Here is a 14,681-nt window from a genome sequence, read left to right as displayed (position 1 = left end):
CCCCATCCGGTTGCCGGGAGTAAGTAGTCGTGCATCATGCATCCCTGACCAAGAACCTGACGCATCTTCAGCGCCTTGAGGCGGAAGCGATCCATATTTTTCGTGAGGTTGCAGCAACCTTCTCCAATCCGGTGATGCTTTACTCGGTCGGCAAGGATTCGTCGGTGATGCTGCATCTGGCGATGAAGGCATTCTATCCCGCGCCGCCGCCTTTTCCCTTCCTGCATGTTGATACGACATGGAAGTTTCGGGAGATGATCGAATTTCGCGATGCTCAGGCACGTGAAAAGGGTTTCGAGCTGCTCGTGCATATCAATAAGGACGGCGTGCGCGAGAATATTGGCCCCTTTAGCCATGGATCGAATGTCCACACCCATGTGATGAAGACGGTCGCCTTGCGGCAGGCGCTCGACAAATACAAGTTCGATGCCGCTTTTGGTGGTGCTCGTCGCGACGAGGAGAAATCGCGCGCCAAGGAGCGCATTTTTTCCTTCCGTAACGCACAGCATGGATGGGACCCCAAGAACCAGCGTCCGGAAATGTGGAAAATCTATAATACCCGCGTTTCCGCAGGGGAATCGATCCGCGTCTTTCCGCTGTCGAACTGGACCGAGCTCGATATCTGGCAATATATCCTGCAGGAGAATATCCCCATCGTGCCGCTTTATTTTGCAGCGCATCGCCCGGTGGTCGAGCGTGACGGCATGCTGATTATGGTCGATGATGGCCGTATGAAATTGCGTCCGGACGAACGGGTGGAAAACCGGCTGGTGCGATTCCGCACACTTGGCTGCTATCCGCTGACTGGCGCAATTGAATCTAGCGCGGCAGACCTTTCCGATATTGTCGAGGAAATGCTGATTGCCCGTACATCCGAACGGCAGGGCCGGGCCATCGATCGCGACGAAGCCGGGTCGATGGAAAAAAAGAAGCGCGAGGGCTATTTCTGATGAATGCGATAATCAAGCCCGTTGCGACCAATGCTGCAGTTAGCGATTTTCTGGCTGATCAGGAGCGTAAGACCCTGTTGCGCTTCCTCACTTGCGGGTCGGTGGATGACGGCAAATCGACGCTCATCGGGCGCCTGCTCTATGATACGAAACTGATCTTCGAGGACCAGCTCGCATCGTTGAAGAACGATAGCCGCAAGTTCGGCACCACGGATGACGACTTCGACTTCGCATTGCTGGTTGACGGTCTGGAGGCAGAACGGGAGCAGGGCATTACCATCGATGTCGCCTATCGCTTCTTTTCGACACCACGTCGCAAATTCATTGTCGCGGATACGCCGGGTCATGCGCAATATACGCGCAACATGGCAACCGGCGCCTCGACCGCCGATCTTGCTATCGTGCTTGTCGATGCCCGACAGGGTGTGCTGACCCAGACACGGCGCCATTCCTTCATTGCGTCGGCGCTCGGTATTCGTCACATCGTTTTGGCCGTGAACAAGATCGATCTGGTCGATTTTTCGCAAGAAGCCTTCGAGCACATCATTGCCGACTATATGAGCTTCGCCAAAGAACTTGGCTTTGTCAGTGTGCAGCCGATCCCGCTCTCGGCGCGCTTCGGCGACAATGTCACGCTGCCATCGCCCCGCATGGACTGGTATGCGGGGCCGCATCTGCTCGAACATCTGGAAACCGTGCGCATCGATACGGAGGCGGCGGCAAAGCCCTTTCGCTTTCCGGTGCAATATGTGAACCGGCCCAATCTCGATTTTCGCGGTTTCTCCGGCACCGTGGCATCCGGGTCGATCACTACCGGCGATACAGTGGTTGTTGCCAAATCAGGCAAGACCTCCCGCGTGAAACGTATCGCCACCTATGACGGTGACCTGCCGCGCGCTTCCGAAGGACAGGCTGTCACACTGGTTCTGGAGGACGAGATCGAGGTTTCTCGCGGCAACATGCTGGTTGGGACGGAAGCCCGACCCGAAGTTGCTGATCGGTTCTCGGCCAATATAGTCTGGTTTGGCGAGGAGGCGTTGCATCCCGGCCGGTCTTATATTCTGCGTACGGAGACTGATCAGACGCCGGTAACGATCAACGAGATCGTATACCGAACCGATGTCGATAGCTTCACCCGTCAGGAAGCATCCCGCCTTGACCTCAACGAGATCGGACTTTGCCATCTCCAGATGGTGGATCAGATTGCGTTCGATCCTTACGCCGATAATCGTGTAACGGGCGCGTTCGTATTGATCGATCGTCTTACCAGCGCGACCGTTGGTGCTGGAATGATCGATAGCGCTCTTCGTCAGGCGACGAATGTGCATCTGCAGTCCTTCGACCTCGACAAGCAGACACGCGCGGCGCAGAAATTCCAGAAACCGGCTGTGCTTTGGTTCACGGGTCTGTCCGGCTCCGGCAAATCCACCATCGCAAACCGACTGGAACAGCGTCTCCATGCGCTCGGCAAGCATACATATCTGCTGGATGGGGATAATGTCCGTCATGGCCTCAACAGCGATCTGGGCTTCTCGGAGGAGGATAGGGCAGAGAATATCCGCCGTGTCGGAGAGGTTGCCCGGTTGATGACCGATGCGGGGCTGTTGGTGCTGGTTTCTTTCATCTCGCCATTTCGGAGCGAACGGGATCGTATCCGCGCCCGCTTGCCGGAAGGTGAGTTTGTGGAGATTTTCGTGGATACACCAATAGAGGAATGCATCGCTCGTGACCCGAAGGGGCTTTATGCGCAGGCCTTGCGCGGTGAGATCAAGGCTTTCACCGGGATCGATTCTCCGTATGAAGCACCGGTATCACCAGAGTTACGCCTGAGCACGACGGGTCGTGGCGTTGACGAACTCGTCGCAGAAGTAGAAAAGTATCTCGCCGAACGTGGTATCATCGGCAGTTATGGCAGCGATTCCTGGTCAATCTGAGCAATGAAGATTTCAGCCTCCCCGAAAGCCGATCCGAACGACGATGCAATACTGGCCGTCCTGCAGGAAGCTGCACTTGAGGCGGGGCGCGTTATCATGAAGCACTATGCCAATGGTTGCGCGGTTCAGAGCAAGAAGGATTCTTCCCCGGTCACGGAAGCAGACCGTGACGCGGAAGCCATCATTCTTGCGGCGCTTGCTTCGGTTGTTCCGGATATTCCGGTTGTCGCCGAGGAGGAAGTGGCGGCAGGGCGTTTGCCTTCACAGCTGGGTCGGCGGTTCCTATTGGTTGATCCTCTGGACGGCACCCGTGAGTTTCTGCTGCGAAACGGCGACTTCACGGTGAATATCGGTCTGATCGAGGATGGCGCTCCGGTTCTTGGCATCGTTTATGCACCAGTTCGCAACCGCTTGTTTATTGGAAACGGCGATGGTGCCGAAGAAATAACGACGACCAAAGATCATGCGATCGGAACGCGGCGTGGGATAGCGGTGCGCGTCCACGGGGCCGAGCGCCTGGCGGTTTGCAGTCGGTCACACAAGAACCCGGAAACGGAGAAGTTCCTGGACGAAAACAGGATCAGCAGCTGTGTTTCCATCGGGTCATCGCTGAAGTTTTGCCTGATTGCCAGTGGAGAGGCCGATATCTATCCGCGTTTCGGCCCGACGATGGAATGGGATACTGCAGCAGGCGACGCCGTGTTGCGCGCCGCTGGTGGTCTTACCACGACGTTCGAGGGCGTGCCGCTCTCTTATGGCCAGCGCGCCAATGAGGGTGTTGCGGGGTTTGCCAATCCCAATTTCGTGGCTTTTGGCGGTGGCACGAAGCCTGTTTTTGCTGCGGTTTGATGCTTGCCGGAAAGATGTTTCCGACTTTTCAAGTCAGGCGTTTAAAAAAACGACAAGATGCTCTTGCAGCTTGAAATTTGGGGCGTTATAAGCCGCCTCAATGGTCAAGGCCACATGGTCACGGAGTGTAGCGCAGCCTGGTAGCGCACCTCGTTCGGGACGAGGGGGTCGGAGGTTCGAATCCTCTCACTCCGACCATAGAAAAATCAAATGCTTAGATCATATTCCCCGATATTGAAACGCCTATCACCCCACAGATTTCCCCACAGATTGGCAGTCTTTACGCTGCTCATGCTAGCTGCAGCGCCTGGCGCTATCCATGGAGCACAGGCTGGGGAATGCCTGACAACTGGTCGCGATATCTGCGTGATTGATGGCGACACATTCACGATCCGAGCCGAAAGAATCCGGATAGCCAACATCGATGCGCCGGAGATCGGGCATCCGAAATGTGATGCCGAAAGGCGGCTGGGGCTGGTGGCGCGTAAACGATTGGCTGAGTTGCTCGGTAGCGGGCAGGTGGATATTGAGAAGGGCGATCCGGAATCAGGCCGCATCAAAGACCGCTATGGACGCACATTGGCGTTGGTATACGTCGATGGGAAAGATGTGGGCGAAACCCTCATTGAAGAGCTTCTAGCTCGCCCTTGGCAGGGGAAGCGCCGCAACTGGTGTGATTAACGAGTGAGAAAAGGCAGGCGCTTACGCGCCTGCCTCGATTTCATGTCTTGCGGCCTGTGCGATAAACGCTGATCTGGTCAAGCCTCTACGTTTTGCACATTCATCAACCGCTTTTAAGACGCCTCTCTCTATAGAGATATTTGCTCTCACAACGGCACTGTCATCCTCGATAAAAGGAATAGACACTAGAAATGCCCCTTCGGACAATTCAGCACGAACATCCTCGCGCGCCATTATGTCTGCATGTGTGGATGCTATTGGTAATTCAGTATCCTCTGCATAAAGACCCAACGCTTCGATAGCGTTCGGCACGATGTCATTAACCTCATCAGCCGCAGAGAATGCACCCGGAATATCTGGGAACTGAATGCCAAAAGAGCTATCGGCATCTTTATGCACCAATGCGAAGTAGTGTTTCATTAGCTTCCTTTAGAGTAATTAAGAGTGGATGTTTCCATTCGTCAGCAAGAAAATTCTATTGCGGGGGAGGGGCTGGCTACAGCCAGCCCGCCTCTTTGGCAATTTTGCGAGCGGTTCCTATCGGGAGGTCCGCCTTCGGATGAGGAACGATGATAGTTACTGTTCCCTTGCGATATTTGTGGTGTGAGCCTCGGGCTGAAACAAACACAAATCCGTCATCTTTCAGTCGCTTAATTATTTTCTTGCTGTCTTGTAGCATCGCGTCTCCTATATTCGTTGCGATGTGTATATATCTACACACTAAAGGAGAGCATGTCAACATCGATTGCGCAAAATGTTGCGCATTCATGGTAGGTTTGGTACTGTCGGCTCCTTCCTGTCCAAGATAATGACTTCGGAAACCGGCTTTCCTTCACCGCCTGCAATCGTATAGGTCAGTGGCACGTCGCATATGCGGAAGTTGTTGAATATTTCCCGCACTTCGGGCCGATCATTCAACGATAGAACGAACCGTCCTTTGATCGTTTGAAGACGGGTAGCAATTCGGATGAAGTCCGCACGGGAAAACACGTCCTTTCCGTAATCGGTCTCACAGCCATAATAGGGCGGATCGAGATAGAACAGCGTTGCCGACGTGTCGTACCGATCAATGAACGCGTCCCACGGCAGGCGCTCGATGACCACGCCTGCAAGCCGTTCGTGCACCTCTTCCAGAATCGGCCCCAGCCGATTGATGTTGAAGCGGGCCGGGCCGGAGGTATCGACGCCAAACGTGCGCCCCTTGACCTTGCCGCCGAACGCCAGTTTCTGGAGATAGAGGAATCGTGCGGCGCGCTCCAGGTCGGTCAGAGTGTCGGGATCGCATGCGGCCAGCCGCTCAAACTCCTTGCGTGATGTAACCTGGAATTTCATCGTTTCCATGAACTGCGGATAATGGCGCTGGAGTATTCGAAACAAAGTGGCCACATCGCCTGAAACATCGTTGATCGCCTCTGATTTGGGCACCAGTCGGCGACGGAAGAAAACGCCGCCCATGCCGACAAACGGCTCGGCATAAAGCGTATGCGGGATTTGCTCGATAATGGAGGCAAGCCGCTGCGCCAGTTGTTTCTTGCCGCCGATATAGCTTGCCGGTGGCGATACCGGCCGCACGGCTGTGAATGAAAACCCTTCTTGCATTTTTTGTTAACCTGTAAAGGCCAGTATGCCCCCGCCCGCAAGGGTCGGGGTGTGGCATTTGACCTACCGTCATGCCGGGCGGATTTGACGTCCAATCTTAAGCCGCCGCTTATCGGTGCTTGCAGCGCCGATAGCCGCCCCGGTCGGGGGCGGCATATTCGTACAAATGTGGGATTGAATGGGTCGGTGCCGTCAGTGATACGAGGCGAGAACCGAAAGCACTGCCCGTTTCGGTATCAGGACTACAGGCGTAGGGTTGCTTTCGCCCGAGATTCTCAAACGGGCGGACTTGGCCCCGGTAAGCTGCATCATCGCTATTTTCCAGTCGCCAGCCCATTGCGTTTGCGAGAACACCGAACCAAGGAATGGATGTTCGCAGGCAATGGCCAAGTATCCTTTATGGATATGAGGATCTGCGAGCATACCGTATTTCGGTAAGAGCCGAGCAGCCACGCTATCATGCAAAGCGAGACGCAGCGTCTCGCCTATCGTTCTGCCGTTTTCCGCTGCCGAACGTAACAGATGCCGAAGACACCCGGTCGGATCGTCAGCGGAAGTCCCAGCCAATGCGGTGACAGATCTGTGCGCCACTTTCGGAAGTCCGGCCTCACTTTCCCAAAGCGCGCGAGCAGCTTCCGGCCCATAAATTGCATTAGCGACCGAGATCAGACGTGCAGCGGCGTTAACCTTGGCCACCTTCATGCCAAACACTTTGCCATCGGCAAGGCTCGGCAAATCTTCATCCCGACCATCCATGATGTAGACGCCGGTCCGCCGCAGGGTCGGCAGCACTTCTGACGTCACCCACTTCTTGAACCTCTTGGCAGCAGGCTTTCGACTGGTGAGTATCAGCGAATAGAGGCCAGATTCGTTGATAATGACGACATTTGGGTTTCCGCGACCAGCATTAACATCGGTATTACCGATGTTAATATTAACATCCGTATTGCGGATGCTATTCTTTTCGTCCTCATCGAGTCTAGCTGCTGCATCACCAGCATTGCGAATTTCCAACACACGGCACACATCAGATAGAACGAACCACGGTTCGTCGTTCTGGATGATGCTGCGGACGCCGTTGCCCTCGAATTCGAAATTCTTTATGTCAATGTCAGCCTGCATGGCACGCCTCCAGAGATTTCTGCTCAATTTGAACTCGGATTTCTAACCGGCGCTGGGTTTCAAAGGGCAATTTTATAACGTGGTCGCCAAAGTCTTTGGTGCTGGCAGCAACTCGTGCTTTCAGCGCAATACCCGCAAAGGTTTGCGCCGGTGCTATCGCGATCACCTCTGCGAGGCTAACGGCATCTTGGTATCGTTGATATGTTCCCCCAGCATCGGTTACGCGAGCCCATGTTTCAGAGAACATGCTCTCAAGCTGTTCAAGGAAATATTCTGCCGCTTGAGCGTTTTGTGCTGCCGAAGAGTGCGAAACACCAACTGATAGAATTGAGCCGACACCTATAAGGCTCCGCAGAGCGCTGCGCCGATCGATGGTGATTTTAGCTTTTGCATAGTCAGAAAAACTGCTATGTTTCATGTTGATATCCTTACGAGTGGTTATCACTGAGAGCGAAGCGGGTTTACGAGGCCGTTGCTTCGCTCTTTTTCATTTGCGCCATATGCGCGCTTAAGCTGGAAAACAATTTCGGCATTCATACTTCTCTCGCTCTTTTCAGCCTCGCGTTTGATCTTCTCTCGCCACCCTGAAGGTAAGCGGAGCATGAACTTGTCGTTTGCTTCCCGGTTCATTTGGGCTCCTTAATGTCATTAGGACAGCATAGTAATGTCCTAAGGACTTCATTGCGTCAAGCGATAAAGATGTCCTAATGATATTATTATGACAGAGGACCAGAACCGCACACTTCAGGACAAGTTTATGCTCCGCCTTCCAGACGGGATGCGTGAGCGCGTTCGCGAAGCCGCCGAGCAGAACAAACGCTCAATGAACGCTGAAATTATTGCTCGGTTGGAAGCCTCATTCTCTCCTGCGACAGACCAAGGCGGTATCACCGTTCCGCGTCATGAATGGCTCAAAATGCTGCATGAGATTGAGAGATTTGCCGAGGGGGCAGAGAAGATAATTGAGGCAGGCAGAGTGATATCCACCAAACACAAATCGGAATCTGAAAAGCGATAACGCGGCGGCGGCAACAAAGACACTAGCTAGAAACTGTTGACTTGAAGTGTCATCTTTGAACAGCATCGTTGTGGCGAATATGGAATGGGGCGAAATATGAGAAGAAGGCTTGGGGTTATACTGGTTGGCTTACTAGCGACCTGCGTGTCGGCGAATGCTCAATGGGTCTATACCGGCAAAGAGAGTGCATTTGATGATGACTCTGTGCATATGGCATTCACAGGGCAAGGAGCATATGGGCTTGGTTTTCGATGCAGAGGCAGTAAAATTGAAGCTGTATACCTAACTCCTGATACTTCCTTTAATCAGAATACTTACCAAACCGCGAATACAACGCATCCAAAAATGAAAATTCGGGTAGATAAAAATCCCATCGTTGATGTCGATGTTGAACTATCGGATGCGGACGGAAAAGCAGGAGCATCTGGTGTGGTAGGCTTAAAACTTCTTGAAGCGGTTCGAGATGCCAAGAATCGTGTTGCCGTAGTTTTGAATTTGCTTGGTGAGAATTATCACGAGCAATCATTCAATGTGCGAGGATCGGGAAAAGCCATCGGGCAGATTATCGATGGTTGTGGTTTGAAGTCTGACTAAATCACTCCGGACGTAGGCGCCACTTATCGCTTCAAACCATGCAAGGGCAATGATTTTCGCCTGCATTGGCGATAGTTCGATACGGTTTCCTTCCCGCTCAATGAAGATGCTCGATCCTTCTCGAACGGGTTGGAGTTCTCGAATGGTGGCGAATTCAGCCGGTGATGAGCGCAAGGATTTTCTTCCAGAAAGAGGCGAGAATGGCGCCGAAGGTAGCTGCGAAGAAGCTGACAAGCATTATCGCTCCCACCCCGCGCTCTCGCCATCGATTAAAATCAGCGACTGGCTCCTCTACCTTTTCAAGTCTGGAGTCGACACTTTCATAGTTCCTCTGAAGGGCTTCTAGGAGCCGTTCAGTTTTCTCCTGCCGCTCGTACTGTTGCTTGCGGTCCTGCCGCGCTTTTTCCTGATCCGAGATAATCAGATCAAGTTTCCCCTCAATGCGCCCTATTGCCCGCTCCTGTCCAGCTTCTGTCATGCTTTCCACCCGCACATCTTCGCGCCTTTCTCATTATGTGAAAGCATCGCTGATACCTCCCGATCAGTCATAGACGCTAAAGCTTCGGGCGAAGGTCTCATAGGATTCGCGACCAAGCAGAATGAGCCTTGCGGAATGGCGCATGCCGAGAGCACACAAAGAACAGCGAGAGCGGCTATCTTGACCATTTTGACAGCCTTTCGCGGTTCGCCTGAGGCTCACGGCCAGCCACAGCCGCGTCAATTTCGTCGGCAACGGATCGCGCGGCAGAGTTTTCATCTTTCTGCCGCGTCTTTTCAGCGCCCTTACCGTCTGCGCGGCCCTTCAGGTACAGACCGAGCGCCCCGGTGATGGCTAGACCAATATAGGCCACCCACCCATTCGAAGCGGCGATAAGTCCAATGACTGCCTCAAGCATGGTCGGTTTCTCCTACCTTGTATCGCAGAAGGCGAGCCTTCTTGTTGATCCGGTGGCGGTCGTACAGCCACCAGAGAAACACGATACCGTTCACGATAACGCCAATCAGCGCATCAGCTGCGCCGTCATCCAGCCAGCCGCGAGCGATCAGGAAACCGCCGACCACCTGAAGGATTTGCCGAATGATCGGGATAAGAAGGGCAATATCCATCACTTGCCCTTTCCGAAGATCGCGAGAATTGCCCGGAATAGATCGCCCCAGAAACCGGTAGAGAATTCCGTGGACGGATTTCCGACTTCGGGTTTCGCATCGGATACCGGAGTGAGGAATTGCTTTCGCTCTGCCTCGCGGCGGATTGTCAGCCCCTTGAGCGCCTGCTTTTTGCCGTTGATGGTGATCTTGTTCCAGACAAGGAACTGATCGGCTGCGGCCTGCCTGTCACCTGCATTGAGGCGCTTCAGCAAGGTCGAGCTTTTGAAAGCGCCAGCGCCGACATTGAAGGCGAAGCTTACCAGAGCATCGAACTCATTCTGGTTGAGTGGAACCTTCACTGCCGACGACACTGCCGCTTCGAAGGTCGCAAGGTCACGCGACAGGATTTCCGAGGCTTCCGCCGCCGTAATCTTCATGCCAGGCGTGACTTTTGGTGCGCCTGCCGCTGATGTGTGGCCAACGCCAATAGTCCAAATCCCGGCGCTATCCTTGTAGGCTGTCAATTCAACGCCTTCGCGCTGCTCAATGAGCTTTCGCCCTGCTGTACTGGTTTTCATGGATTTCCCTTTCAGGCATAAAAAAAGCCGCCCCGAAGGCGGCTGTTGTTGAGACGAAAGATTCTAATCGTCGAGCGGATCGTCACTCATTCCCTTGAACGCATTATCAGAGCCGTCGGCAGCGCTGGCCTTGCCTTTTTTCTTTCGCTTGTCCTTGCCTGCCCCCCCACCGGGCTGTTTGATTTCCAGTGAAGTTAAACTACCACCGCTTCTGTCCGCCTTATGGCGAACAGAAGAAATTCGGTATTGACCATCCACACCTTCGCGTGCACCGGAAAGTATGAATGTCCCTTCTGCTTGGGCCTCGGCTGTCAGGTCCATTTGCACCGAGCCTTCACCGCCTTCGCGTTCGGCCTCGCGTTTCCGTGCATCGCCTACGGCTTTTGCCTGGTCACTGTCAGCAACCGTTGAACGCACAACATTGGTGGAATCTGGCAGATCTCTATCCAGATCGAATTCAACGTCTTCGGTTTTGAAGTCAGCGGCTTTTCTATCGAAATAGCGAACCTTGGCCTTGGTAAAGGTCCGACGCCCCTTGATGGGGCTTATATCCCATGAGATTACATTCTCTCCGACCACTCCCCGGATCGTCGGCATCTGCGCACCGGTCGCAGCCTTTCCGTCGCCGCGTTTGGCGAGAACAGACTGAGTATCCCTCATCTTGAATGTGCCACCCAACTCGCGGGCCAGCCGCTCACCAAGGTGAAGGTAGCTCTCGCCATCAGCAGACCAATAGTCCCGCTGAATATTAGCAAAATCAGGGTCAAGCTTGGGCGGTGTCAGACCAGCCCGCTTTGCTGCGTCATCGAGAAATTCCTGAAGAGTGGCATCATCCTTATGAAACATCAGCGGCTGCTTGACCTTGCCCCGGCTGTCGAAGCCCTTACCTGTGACGCGGAGTGTCCGGCCACCGCCCCGCGTGCCTGACGAACGAATGTCATCCAGTGTCCCCTTGAACTTCGAAACGCCATTCAAGAAGATTTCAATTGAGCAACCGTCTGGCGGCAGTTCAAGTTGCCCGCTCTGGTCATCGAAGGTGAGCGAGCAAGTGTCAGATGCGCTTCCATCCTTATCGACAATCTCAATGTCGATGAGATAGGGCCTCATGGCCGTGGTCATGTCGTTACCGTTGACAATGACCTTCCACGATACATTCCAGTTATCAACCATGGATTCTTATCCAAACAATGAGACGACTTCGCGCGTTTGGCCAATTTCCTCTGACGGCAGATCAGGAAGATTGACGGTCTGCCCCATCGGAATAACGACGCCGAGTGAAGCTAGGCCTGTGTTGAGAGACAGCGCTTCTTCCACGAGCTTACGCCCACGTACCCCATAGGCGCGCCACAGGAGCAGGTCGAGGGTGATACCCTCCCCTTTAACGGTAACCGTGCGCATCAATGACTCCTAGAAAATGCCAAATAGGGATAGCAATCCGGATATGATCTGTTGGCCAGACCCGGCGTCAGGTTGAACGCGCGTCATAACGATTGTGTGTTTCAACACGAAGCCGACGCCATTGCGTGTCAAATTGGTATGGTTCTCGGTTATTCGGGTGATCGCAAACCACCCGAGCCGTGTGCCGTCGCCGCGCTGGAGAGGAAACCTCGTACCGTTCCGCCTCATTTCGTGTGCAATTTCCAGTTCATTCATACCGCCAATTTTGGTTGGCAGAATCTGTCCGGAAAGTGTGATTTCGTCATCACCTTCCCCGGTAAACTCCTTACCGGGAAAGGCATTGATAAGCGGCTTTGAAGCGATGTCCGCTGACGCTGTACGCTGCATCTCATCGATGCTGAATGGTCGCGTATCGATAGTCAGAGTACCAAGCATATAAAGCATTACGACACCGCATATTCGAGATCAGCATGTGCACCGTCAAAGGCCGCGCGGGCGGCTTGCGAGACCTTCGCGACAGCGAGGTTGGCAATTTCCTCCGGCGTAGCGGGTGATTTTGCATTGATCGTTAGACTGAGGTTCAACTGTGGGGCAGGCGGCGGGTTCATAACCTGTACTTGCTGCACCCCGGATGGTTGGGCCACGACCGTTGGTGTGCCCAGAAGGGATACCTCTTCCGGTTTTCCCACACCTTGTGTCGGGCTGGGTTTAGTTAAGTCCTTCCATATCTGCCAAAGGCTGAATGGAACGGGCTCCGCTGGGGCAGGTTGTGGTGGGGGGGGCGCAGTTTCGCGAGGTCCAGTGCCAGTATAGTACTTGTCCTTATGCTCGTTCGTCTTTTGAATGAAGAAATCAGGATCGGCATAACGGGGATCAGACGGACCTTTAGCCTCCAGCCCTTTATAGATGCCGTAAGCCGCCGTAGACCAGAGGTTGAACTTCGATAGAAGCCCTCCCAAACCACCTGCGCCAGCAAAAAGCCGCCCCCACAAACCAGCCTGTGTCGAGGCTGCTCCGGTTTTGATGGCGCCAACTTCCGTACCGCCATAAAGGAGGGGAGTGAGTTTGCTGGTAAGCTGTGCGAGCCACCCGCCACCTACCGTCGCCGCACCCTTACCCATTCCACCGGAAGCCGCTGCAGCAGAAGTCACGGTTTCTACGGCTCCAGCCGCCGCGCCCCAGCCTGCGATTGCAGCGCCTGCTTTAATGACAGATCGCAGTATGCCCACTGCAGCGCGTGCGCCTGACAGGAAATAGAGAGCAGAAGCAAGCTTGCGGATAGTGCCCGCCAATATACCGAATCCCACGCTGGCAAGCATGAGATAGCCGCCATATTTGACGATCTCGCCAAAGAACTGAGCGAGCGGATTTCCCTTTATGGCGTCGGTCAGTTCACGCACAGAAGCGCCGAACTCTTTAAACCGGGCAAATATGCGCCCCAGGGTATCCGCCGCTTTGTCACCATTTGCCGGCCCCAGCACAAGATCGCCGAGATCATTGATCATCTTGCGCAGGCCGCCGTCGTAACCAAGTCCGGACGAAAATCCCTTTATTGCGGTCGAGAGCTTGTCGAGGGGCGTGGCCCGATCACCAAGCGTTTTCAGAAGATCGAGTAAGCCAGCGGCACCCTCATTAATGGCTGGCAACATACGGTCTCCCATCTCAATGCCAATGGCAGCAAGATTGTTACGCAGAAGCTGAAGGCTGTTTGCGGTGGTCTTTGCGCGGGCCTCATATTCCTTGAAAGAGGAACCGGCATAGTTGGCTTTGTCGCCGACCATGTTGAGAAGCCGCTCGACTTCCTCAGTGCTCTTCAGCAAAGGCGCAAGCGCGCGGGCTTCCGAACCGAATACTGCTTCCATGATGGAAATTTGCTGCCATTCGGGCAACTTCTTGATGCGATCAAGCACGCTAAGCGTAGTTTTGACGGCATCCTTCTGCATACCTTTCGCGACCTTGATACCGGAGAGACCGAGCTTCTGAAATGCAATCCGCTGCCGCTTCGTGGCATTCTCGCCCGTTGTAAGCGCCTTGGTGAGATTGCGAAAGCTGGTCGCAGCGACTTCCGGTTCGAAGCCGGAGCCGATCATGGCGCCGCCAAACGCCAATGCCTGTTCGGCAGAAAAGCCTGCGGTTTCAGCGAATGCGGCAACACGGTTCGTATATTCAAGCAGATCGGGAGAGTTCGCTGCGGACACGTTGCCGATTTCGTTGATGGCGTCGGCCAAGAGGACCGTATCTTTCACATCGCGGCGCAATGCGGTTTTGATCTTGGCAAGCGCTTCACCGGTCTGATCGACTGGCGTTTCCCATGCGGTGGCGACTTTTGCGGTCGCTTCTGCGAAGGACTCCAGTTCGTTGTTCGCAATGCCGGACTGACCGGCGGCTGCATAGATCGCAGCGAAACCGGAGGCCGTGATCGGTATCGCTGTTGACAGTCGAAGGATCGACCGACGCATGTTCATGAACTGGCTGTCGGTTGCTTCGACCACCTTTTTGACGTCGGCGAAGGCGGATTCGAACTCGATGGCAGCCCCAGCGGTTCCTCGGATACCTCGATCGAGACTGAGATAGGTCGCCCCAATAGCCGCAATCCTGCCGAGTGTTCCGGTTATCGGTGCGGCCAGCTGGCGTTGGGAAGCCGAGAAATTATCTGCCGCTCCCCGCAAACGGTTCATCGTTCCGAAAAGACCGCGAGCAGGACCTGTCACCCTGTCGAACAGACTGACTATGAGTTTGCTTTCAATGACGGACATTCTGAAACGCTTTCATGACGCGAAGCGCTGCATCCCGCTCCCGAAATGCGTAGGAGCAGGAATAGCGGTCAACGATGTTGCGGGGAGTGTTTGTGTAGTGGGAAATGAGGACG

20 protein-coding genes and 1 tRNA gene are annotated in these 14,681 nt (G+C 54.3%); 7 read left to right on the top strand and 14 right to left on the bottom strand.

Going from position 1 to position 14,681, the window contains the following annotated elements:
* The first annotated feature begins 29 nt into the window (after window positions 1–29).
* From cysD to MKS82_RS09025, 5 genes are all read left to right on the top strand, one after another.
* The gene (gene cysD, locus MKS82_RS09045; protein ID WP_181394216.1) at window positions 30–950 is read left to right on the top strand and encodes a sulfate adenylyltransferase subunit CysD; all 921 of its coding nucleotides are present in this window, start codon (window positions 30–32) and stop codon (window positions 948–950) included.
* A complete protein-coding gene (gene cysN, locus MKS82_RS09040) occupies window positions 950–2,884 on the top strand; it encodes a sulfate adenylyltransferase subunit CysN (protein WP_109985913.1) in 1,935 nt (644 codons plus the stop codon). The genes cysD and cysN overlap by 1 nt, the downstream gene beginning before the upstream one ends.
* 3 nt (window positions 2,885–2,887) lie before the next feature.
* Window positions 2,888–3,733 (top strand): 3'(2'),5'-bisphosphate nucleotidase CysQ, encoded by an 846-nt coding sequence (gene cysQ, locus MKS82_RS09035; protein ID WP_176037607.1) that lies wholly within the window; start codon window positions 2,888–2,890, stop codon window positions 3,731–3,733.
* Between the two features lie 121 nt (window positions 3,734–3,854).
* Window positions 3,855–3,931, top strand: a tRNA-Pro gene (locus MKS82_RS09030).
* A gap of 168 nt (window positions 3,932–4,099) precedes the next feature.
* Entirely contained in the window at window positions 4,100–4,414 is a 315-nt protein-coding gene (locus MKS82_RS09025) for a thermonuclease family protein (RefSeq protein WP_445558063.1), read from the top strand.
* Between the two features lie 21 nt (window positions 4,415–4,435).
* On the opposite strand, the gene MKS82_RS09020 is transcribed toward MKS82_RS09025, so the two are convergent.
* The 6 genes from MKS82_RS09020 to MKS82_RS08995 all read right to left on the bottom strand — a co-directional run bounded on the left by MKS82_RS09020 (window position 4,436) and on the right by MKS82_RS08995 (window position 7,765).
* A complete protein-coding gene (locus MKS82_RS09020; RefSeq protein ID WP_151575261.1) occupies window positions 4,436–4,834 on the bottom strand; it encodes a type II toxin-antitoxin system HicB family antitoxin in 399 nt (132 codons plus the stop codon).
* A 76-nt stretch (window positions 4,835–4,910) separates the two neighbouring features.
* On the bottom strand, window positions 4,911–5,093 hold the full coding sequence (locus MKS82_RS09015; protein WP_151555493.1) for a type II toxin-antitoxin system HicA family toxin: 183 nt from the start codon (window positions 5,091–5,093) through the stop codon (window positions 4,911–4,913).
* An 86-nt stretch (window positions 5,094–5,179) separates the two neighbouring features.
* Window positions 5,180–6,013: a DNA adenine methylase gene (locus MKS82_RS09010; RefSeq protein ID WP_240578640.1), complete on the bottom strand. Its 834-nt coding sequence runs from the start codon at window positions 6,011–6,013 to the stop codon at window positions 5,180–5,182.
* Between the two features lie 192 nt (window positions 6,014–6,205).
* A complete protein-coding gene (locus MKS82_RS09005; RefSeq protein ID WP_240578639.1) occupies window positions 6,206–7,135 on the bottom strand; it encodes a BRO family protein in 930 nt (309 codons plus the stop codon).
* Window positions 7,125–7,553 (bottom strand): hypothetical protein, encoded by a 429-nt coding sequence (locus tag MKS82_RS09000; protein ID WP_240578638.1) that lies wholly within the window; start codon window positions 7,551–7,553, stop codon window positions 7,125–7,127. Before MKS82_RS09000 ends, MKS82_RS09005 begins: the two co-directional genes overlap by 11 nt.
* 23 nt (window positions 7,554–7,576) lie before the next feature.
* A complete protein-coding gene (locus MKS82_RS08995) occupies window positions 7,577–7,765 on the bottom strand; it encodes an Arc family DNA-binding protein (RefSeq protein ID WP_240578637.1) in 189 nt (62 codons plus the stop codon).
* 88 nt (window positions 7,766–7,853) lie between these two features.
* On the opposite strand from MKS82_RS08995, the gene MKS82_RS29515 reads away from it, so the two are divergent.
* Both MKS82_RS29515 and MKS82_RS08985 read left to right on the top strand, forming a co-directional pair.
* Window positions 7,854–8,153, top strand: a complete 300-nt coding sequence (locus MKS82_RS29515; protein ID WP_276313258.1) for an Arc family DNA-binding protein — start codon at window positions 7,854–7,856, stop codon at window positions 8,151–8,153.
* Between the two features lie 96 nt (window positions 8,154–8,249).
* Window positions 8,250–8,747 carry a hypothetical protein gene (locus tag MKS82_RS08985; RefSeq protein WP_240578636.1) on the top strand — a complete coding sequence of 166 codons (498 nt, stop codon included), beginning with the start codon at window positions 8,250–8,252 and terminating at the stop codon, window positions 8,745–8,747.
* A 154-nt stretch (window positions 8,748–8,901) separates the two neighbouring features.
* On the opposite strand, the gene MKS82_RS08980 is transcribed toward MKS82_RS08985, so the two are convergent.
* From MKS82_RS08980 to MKS82_RS08945, 8 genes are all read right to left on the bottom strand, one after another.
* Window positions 8,902–9,225, bottom strand: coding sequence for a hypothetical protein (locus MKS82_RS08980; RefSeq protein WP_151690233.1), 324 nt, complete (start codon window positions 9,223–9,225; stop codon window positions 8,902–8,904).
* A 175-nt stretch (window positions 9,226–9,400) separates the two neighbouring features.
* Window positions 9,401–9,643: a hypothetical protein gene (locus MKS82_RS08975; RefSeq protein ID WP_240578635.1), complete on the bottom strand. Its 243-nt coding sequence runs from the start codon at window positions 9,641–9,643 to the stop codon at window positions 9,401–9,403.
* Window positions 9,636–9,854 (bottom strand): Pam3-gp28 family putative phage holin, encoded by a 219-nt coding sequence (locus tag MKS82_RS08970; protein WP_151690307.1) that lies wholly within the window; start codon window positions 9,852–9,854, stop codon window positions 9,636–9,638. Before MKS82_RS08970 ends, MKS82_RS08975 begins: the two co-directional genes overlap by 8 nt.
* A complete protein-coding gene (locus tag MKS82_RS08965; protein WP_240578634.1) occupies window positions 9,854–10,414 on the bottom strand; it encodes a lysozyme in 561 nt (186 codons plus the stop codon). Before MKS82_RS08965 ends, MKS82_RS08970 begins: the two co-directional genes overlap by 1 nt.
* 63 nt (window positions 10,415–10,477) lie before the next feature.
* Window positions 10,478–11,584, bottom strand: a complete 1,107-nt coding sequence (locus MKS82_RS08960) for a contractile injection system protein, VgrG/Pvc8 family (RefSeq protein WP_240578633.1) — start codon at window positions 11,582–11,584, stop codon at window positions 10,478–10,480.
* Window positions 11,585–11,590: 6 nt separating this feature from the next.
* Window positions 11,591–11,812 carry a tail protein X gene (locus MKS82_RS08955; RefSeq protein ID WP_240578632.1) on the bottom strand — a complete coding sequence of 74 codons (222 nt, stop codon included), beginning with the start codon at window positions 11,810–11,812 and terminating at the stop codon, window positions 11,591–11,593.
* A gap of 9 nt (window positions 11,813–11,821) precedes the next feature.
* Window positions 11,822–12,256: a phage tail protein gene (locus tag MKS82_RS08950; protein WP_151690238.1), complete on the bottom strand. Its 435-nt coding sequence runs from the start codon at window positions 12,254–12,256 to the stop codon at window positions 11,822–11,824.
* Window positions 12,256–14,568 (bottom strand): phage tail tape measure protein, encoded by a 2,313-nt coding sequence (locus tag MKS82_RS08945; RefSeq protein ID WP_240578631.1) that lies wholly within the window; start codon window positions 14,566–14,568, stop codon window positions 12,256–12,258. The genes MKS82_RS08950 and MKS82_RS08945 overlap by 1 nt, the downstream gene beginning before the upstream one ends.
* Between the last annotated feature and the right edge of the window lie 113 nt (window positions 14,569–14,681).

It is taken from the genome of Ochrobactrum sp. A-1 (assembly GCF_022488005.1).
Taxonomy (GTDB): domain Bacteria; phylum Pseudomonadota; class Alphaproteobacteria; order Rhizobiales; family Rhizobiaceae; genus Brucella.
This window is presented reverse-complemented; position numbering and strand designations above follow the sequence as displayed.

Excerpts from the sequence above, each read along its gene's own strand:
- MKS82_RS08995 (WP_240578637.1), bottom strand. The coding sequence starts at position 7,765 with ATGAACCGGGAAGCAAACGACAAGTTCATGCTCCGCTTACCTTCAGGG.
- MKS82_RS08955 (WP_240578632.1), bottom strand. The coding sequence starts at position 11,812 with ATGCGCACGGTTACCGTTAAAGGGGAGGGTATCACCCTCGACCTGCTC.
- MKS82_RS08980 (WP_151690233.1), bottom strand. The coding sequence starts at position 9,225 with ATGACAGAAGCTGGACAGGAGCGGGCAATAGGGCGCATTGAGGGGAAA.
- MKS82_RS29515 (WP_276313258.1), top strand. The coding sequence starts at position 7,854 with ATGACAGAGGACCAGAACCGCACACTTCAGGACAAGTTTATGCTCCGC.
- MKS82_RS08960 (WP_240578633.1), bottom strand. The coding sequence starts at position 11,584 with ATGGTTGATAACTGGAATGTATCGTGGAAGGTCATTGTCAACGGTAAC.
- MKS82_RS08985 (WP_240578636.1), top strand. The coding sequence starts at position 8,250 with ATGAGAAGAAGGCTTGGGGTTATACTGGTTGGCTTACTAGCGACCTGC.
- cysN (WP_109985913.1), top strand. The coding sequence starts at position 950 with ATGAATGCGATAATCAAGCCCGTTGCGACCAATGCTGCAGTTAGCGAT.
- MKS82_RS09000 (WP_240578638.1), bottom strand. The coding sequence starts at position 7,553 with ATGAAACATAGCAGTTTTTCTGACTATGCAAAAGCTAAAATCACCATC.
- MKS82_RS09005 (WP_240578639.1), bottom strand. The coding sequence starts at position 7,135 with ATGCAGGCTGACATTGACATAAAGAATTTCGAATTCGAGGGCAACGGC.
- MKS82_RS08975 (WP_240578635.1), bottom strand. The coding sequence starts at position 9,643 with ATGCTTGAGGCAGTCATTGGACTTATCGCCGCTTCGAATGGGTGGGTG.
- MKS82_RS09010 (WP_240578640.1), bottom strand. The coding sequence starts at position 6,013 with ATGCAAGAAGGGTTTTCATTCACAGCCGTGCGGCCGGTATCGCCACCG.
- MKS82_RS09020 (WP_151575261.1), bottom strand. The coding sequence starts at position 4,834 with ATGAAACACTACTTCGCATTGGTGCATAAAGATGCCGATAGCTCTTTT.
- MKS82_RS08970 (WP_151690307.1), bottom strand. The coding sequence starts at position 9,854 with ATGGATATTGCCCTTCTTATCCCGATCATTCGGCAAATCCTTCAGGTG.
- MKS82_RS08950 (WP_151690238.1), bottom strand. The coding sequence starts at position 12,256 with ATGCTTTATATGCTTGGTACTCTGACTATCGATACGCGACCATTCAGC.
- MKS82_RS09015 (WP_151555493.1), bottom strand. The coding sequence starts at position 5,093 with ATGCTACAAGACAGCAAGAAAATAATTAAGCGACTGAAAGATGACGGA.
- MKS82_RS08965 (WP_240578634.1), bottom strand. The coding sequence starts at position 10,414 with ATGAAAACCAGTACAGCAGGGCGAAAGCTCATTGAGCAGCGCGAAGGC.
- MKS82_RS08945 (WP_240578631.1), bottom strand. The coding sequence starts at position 14,568 with ATGTCCGTCATTGAAAGCAAACTCATAGTCAGTCTGTTCGACAGGGTG.
- cysQ (WP_176037607.1), top strand. The coding sequence starts at position 2,888 with ATGAAGATTTCAGCCTCCCCGAAAGCCGATCCGAACGACGATGCAATA.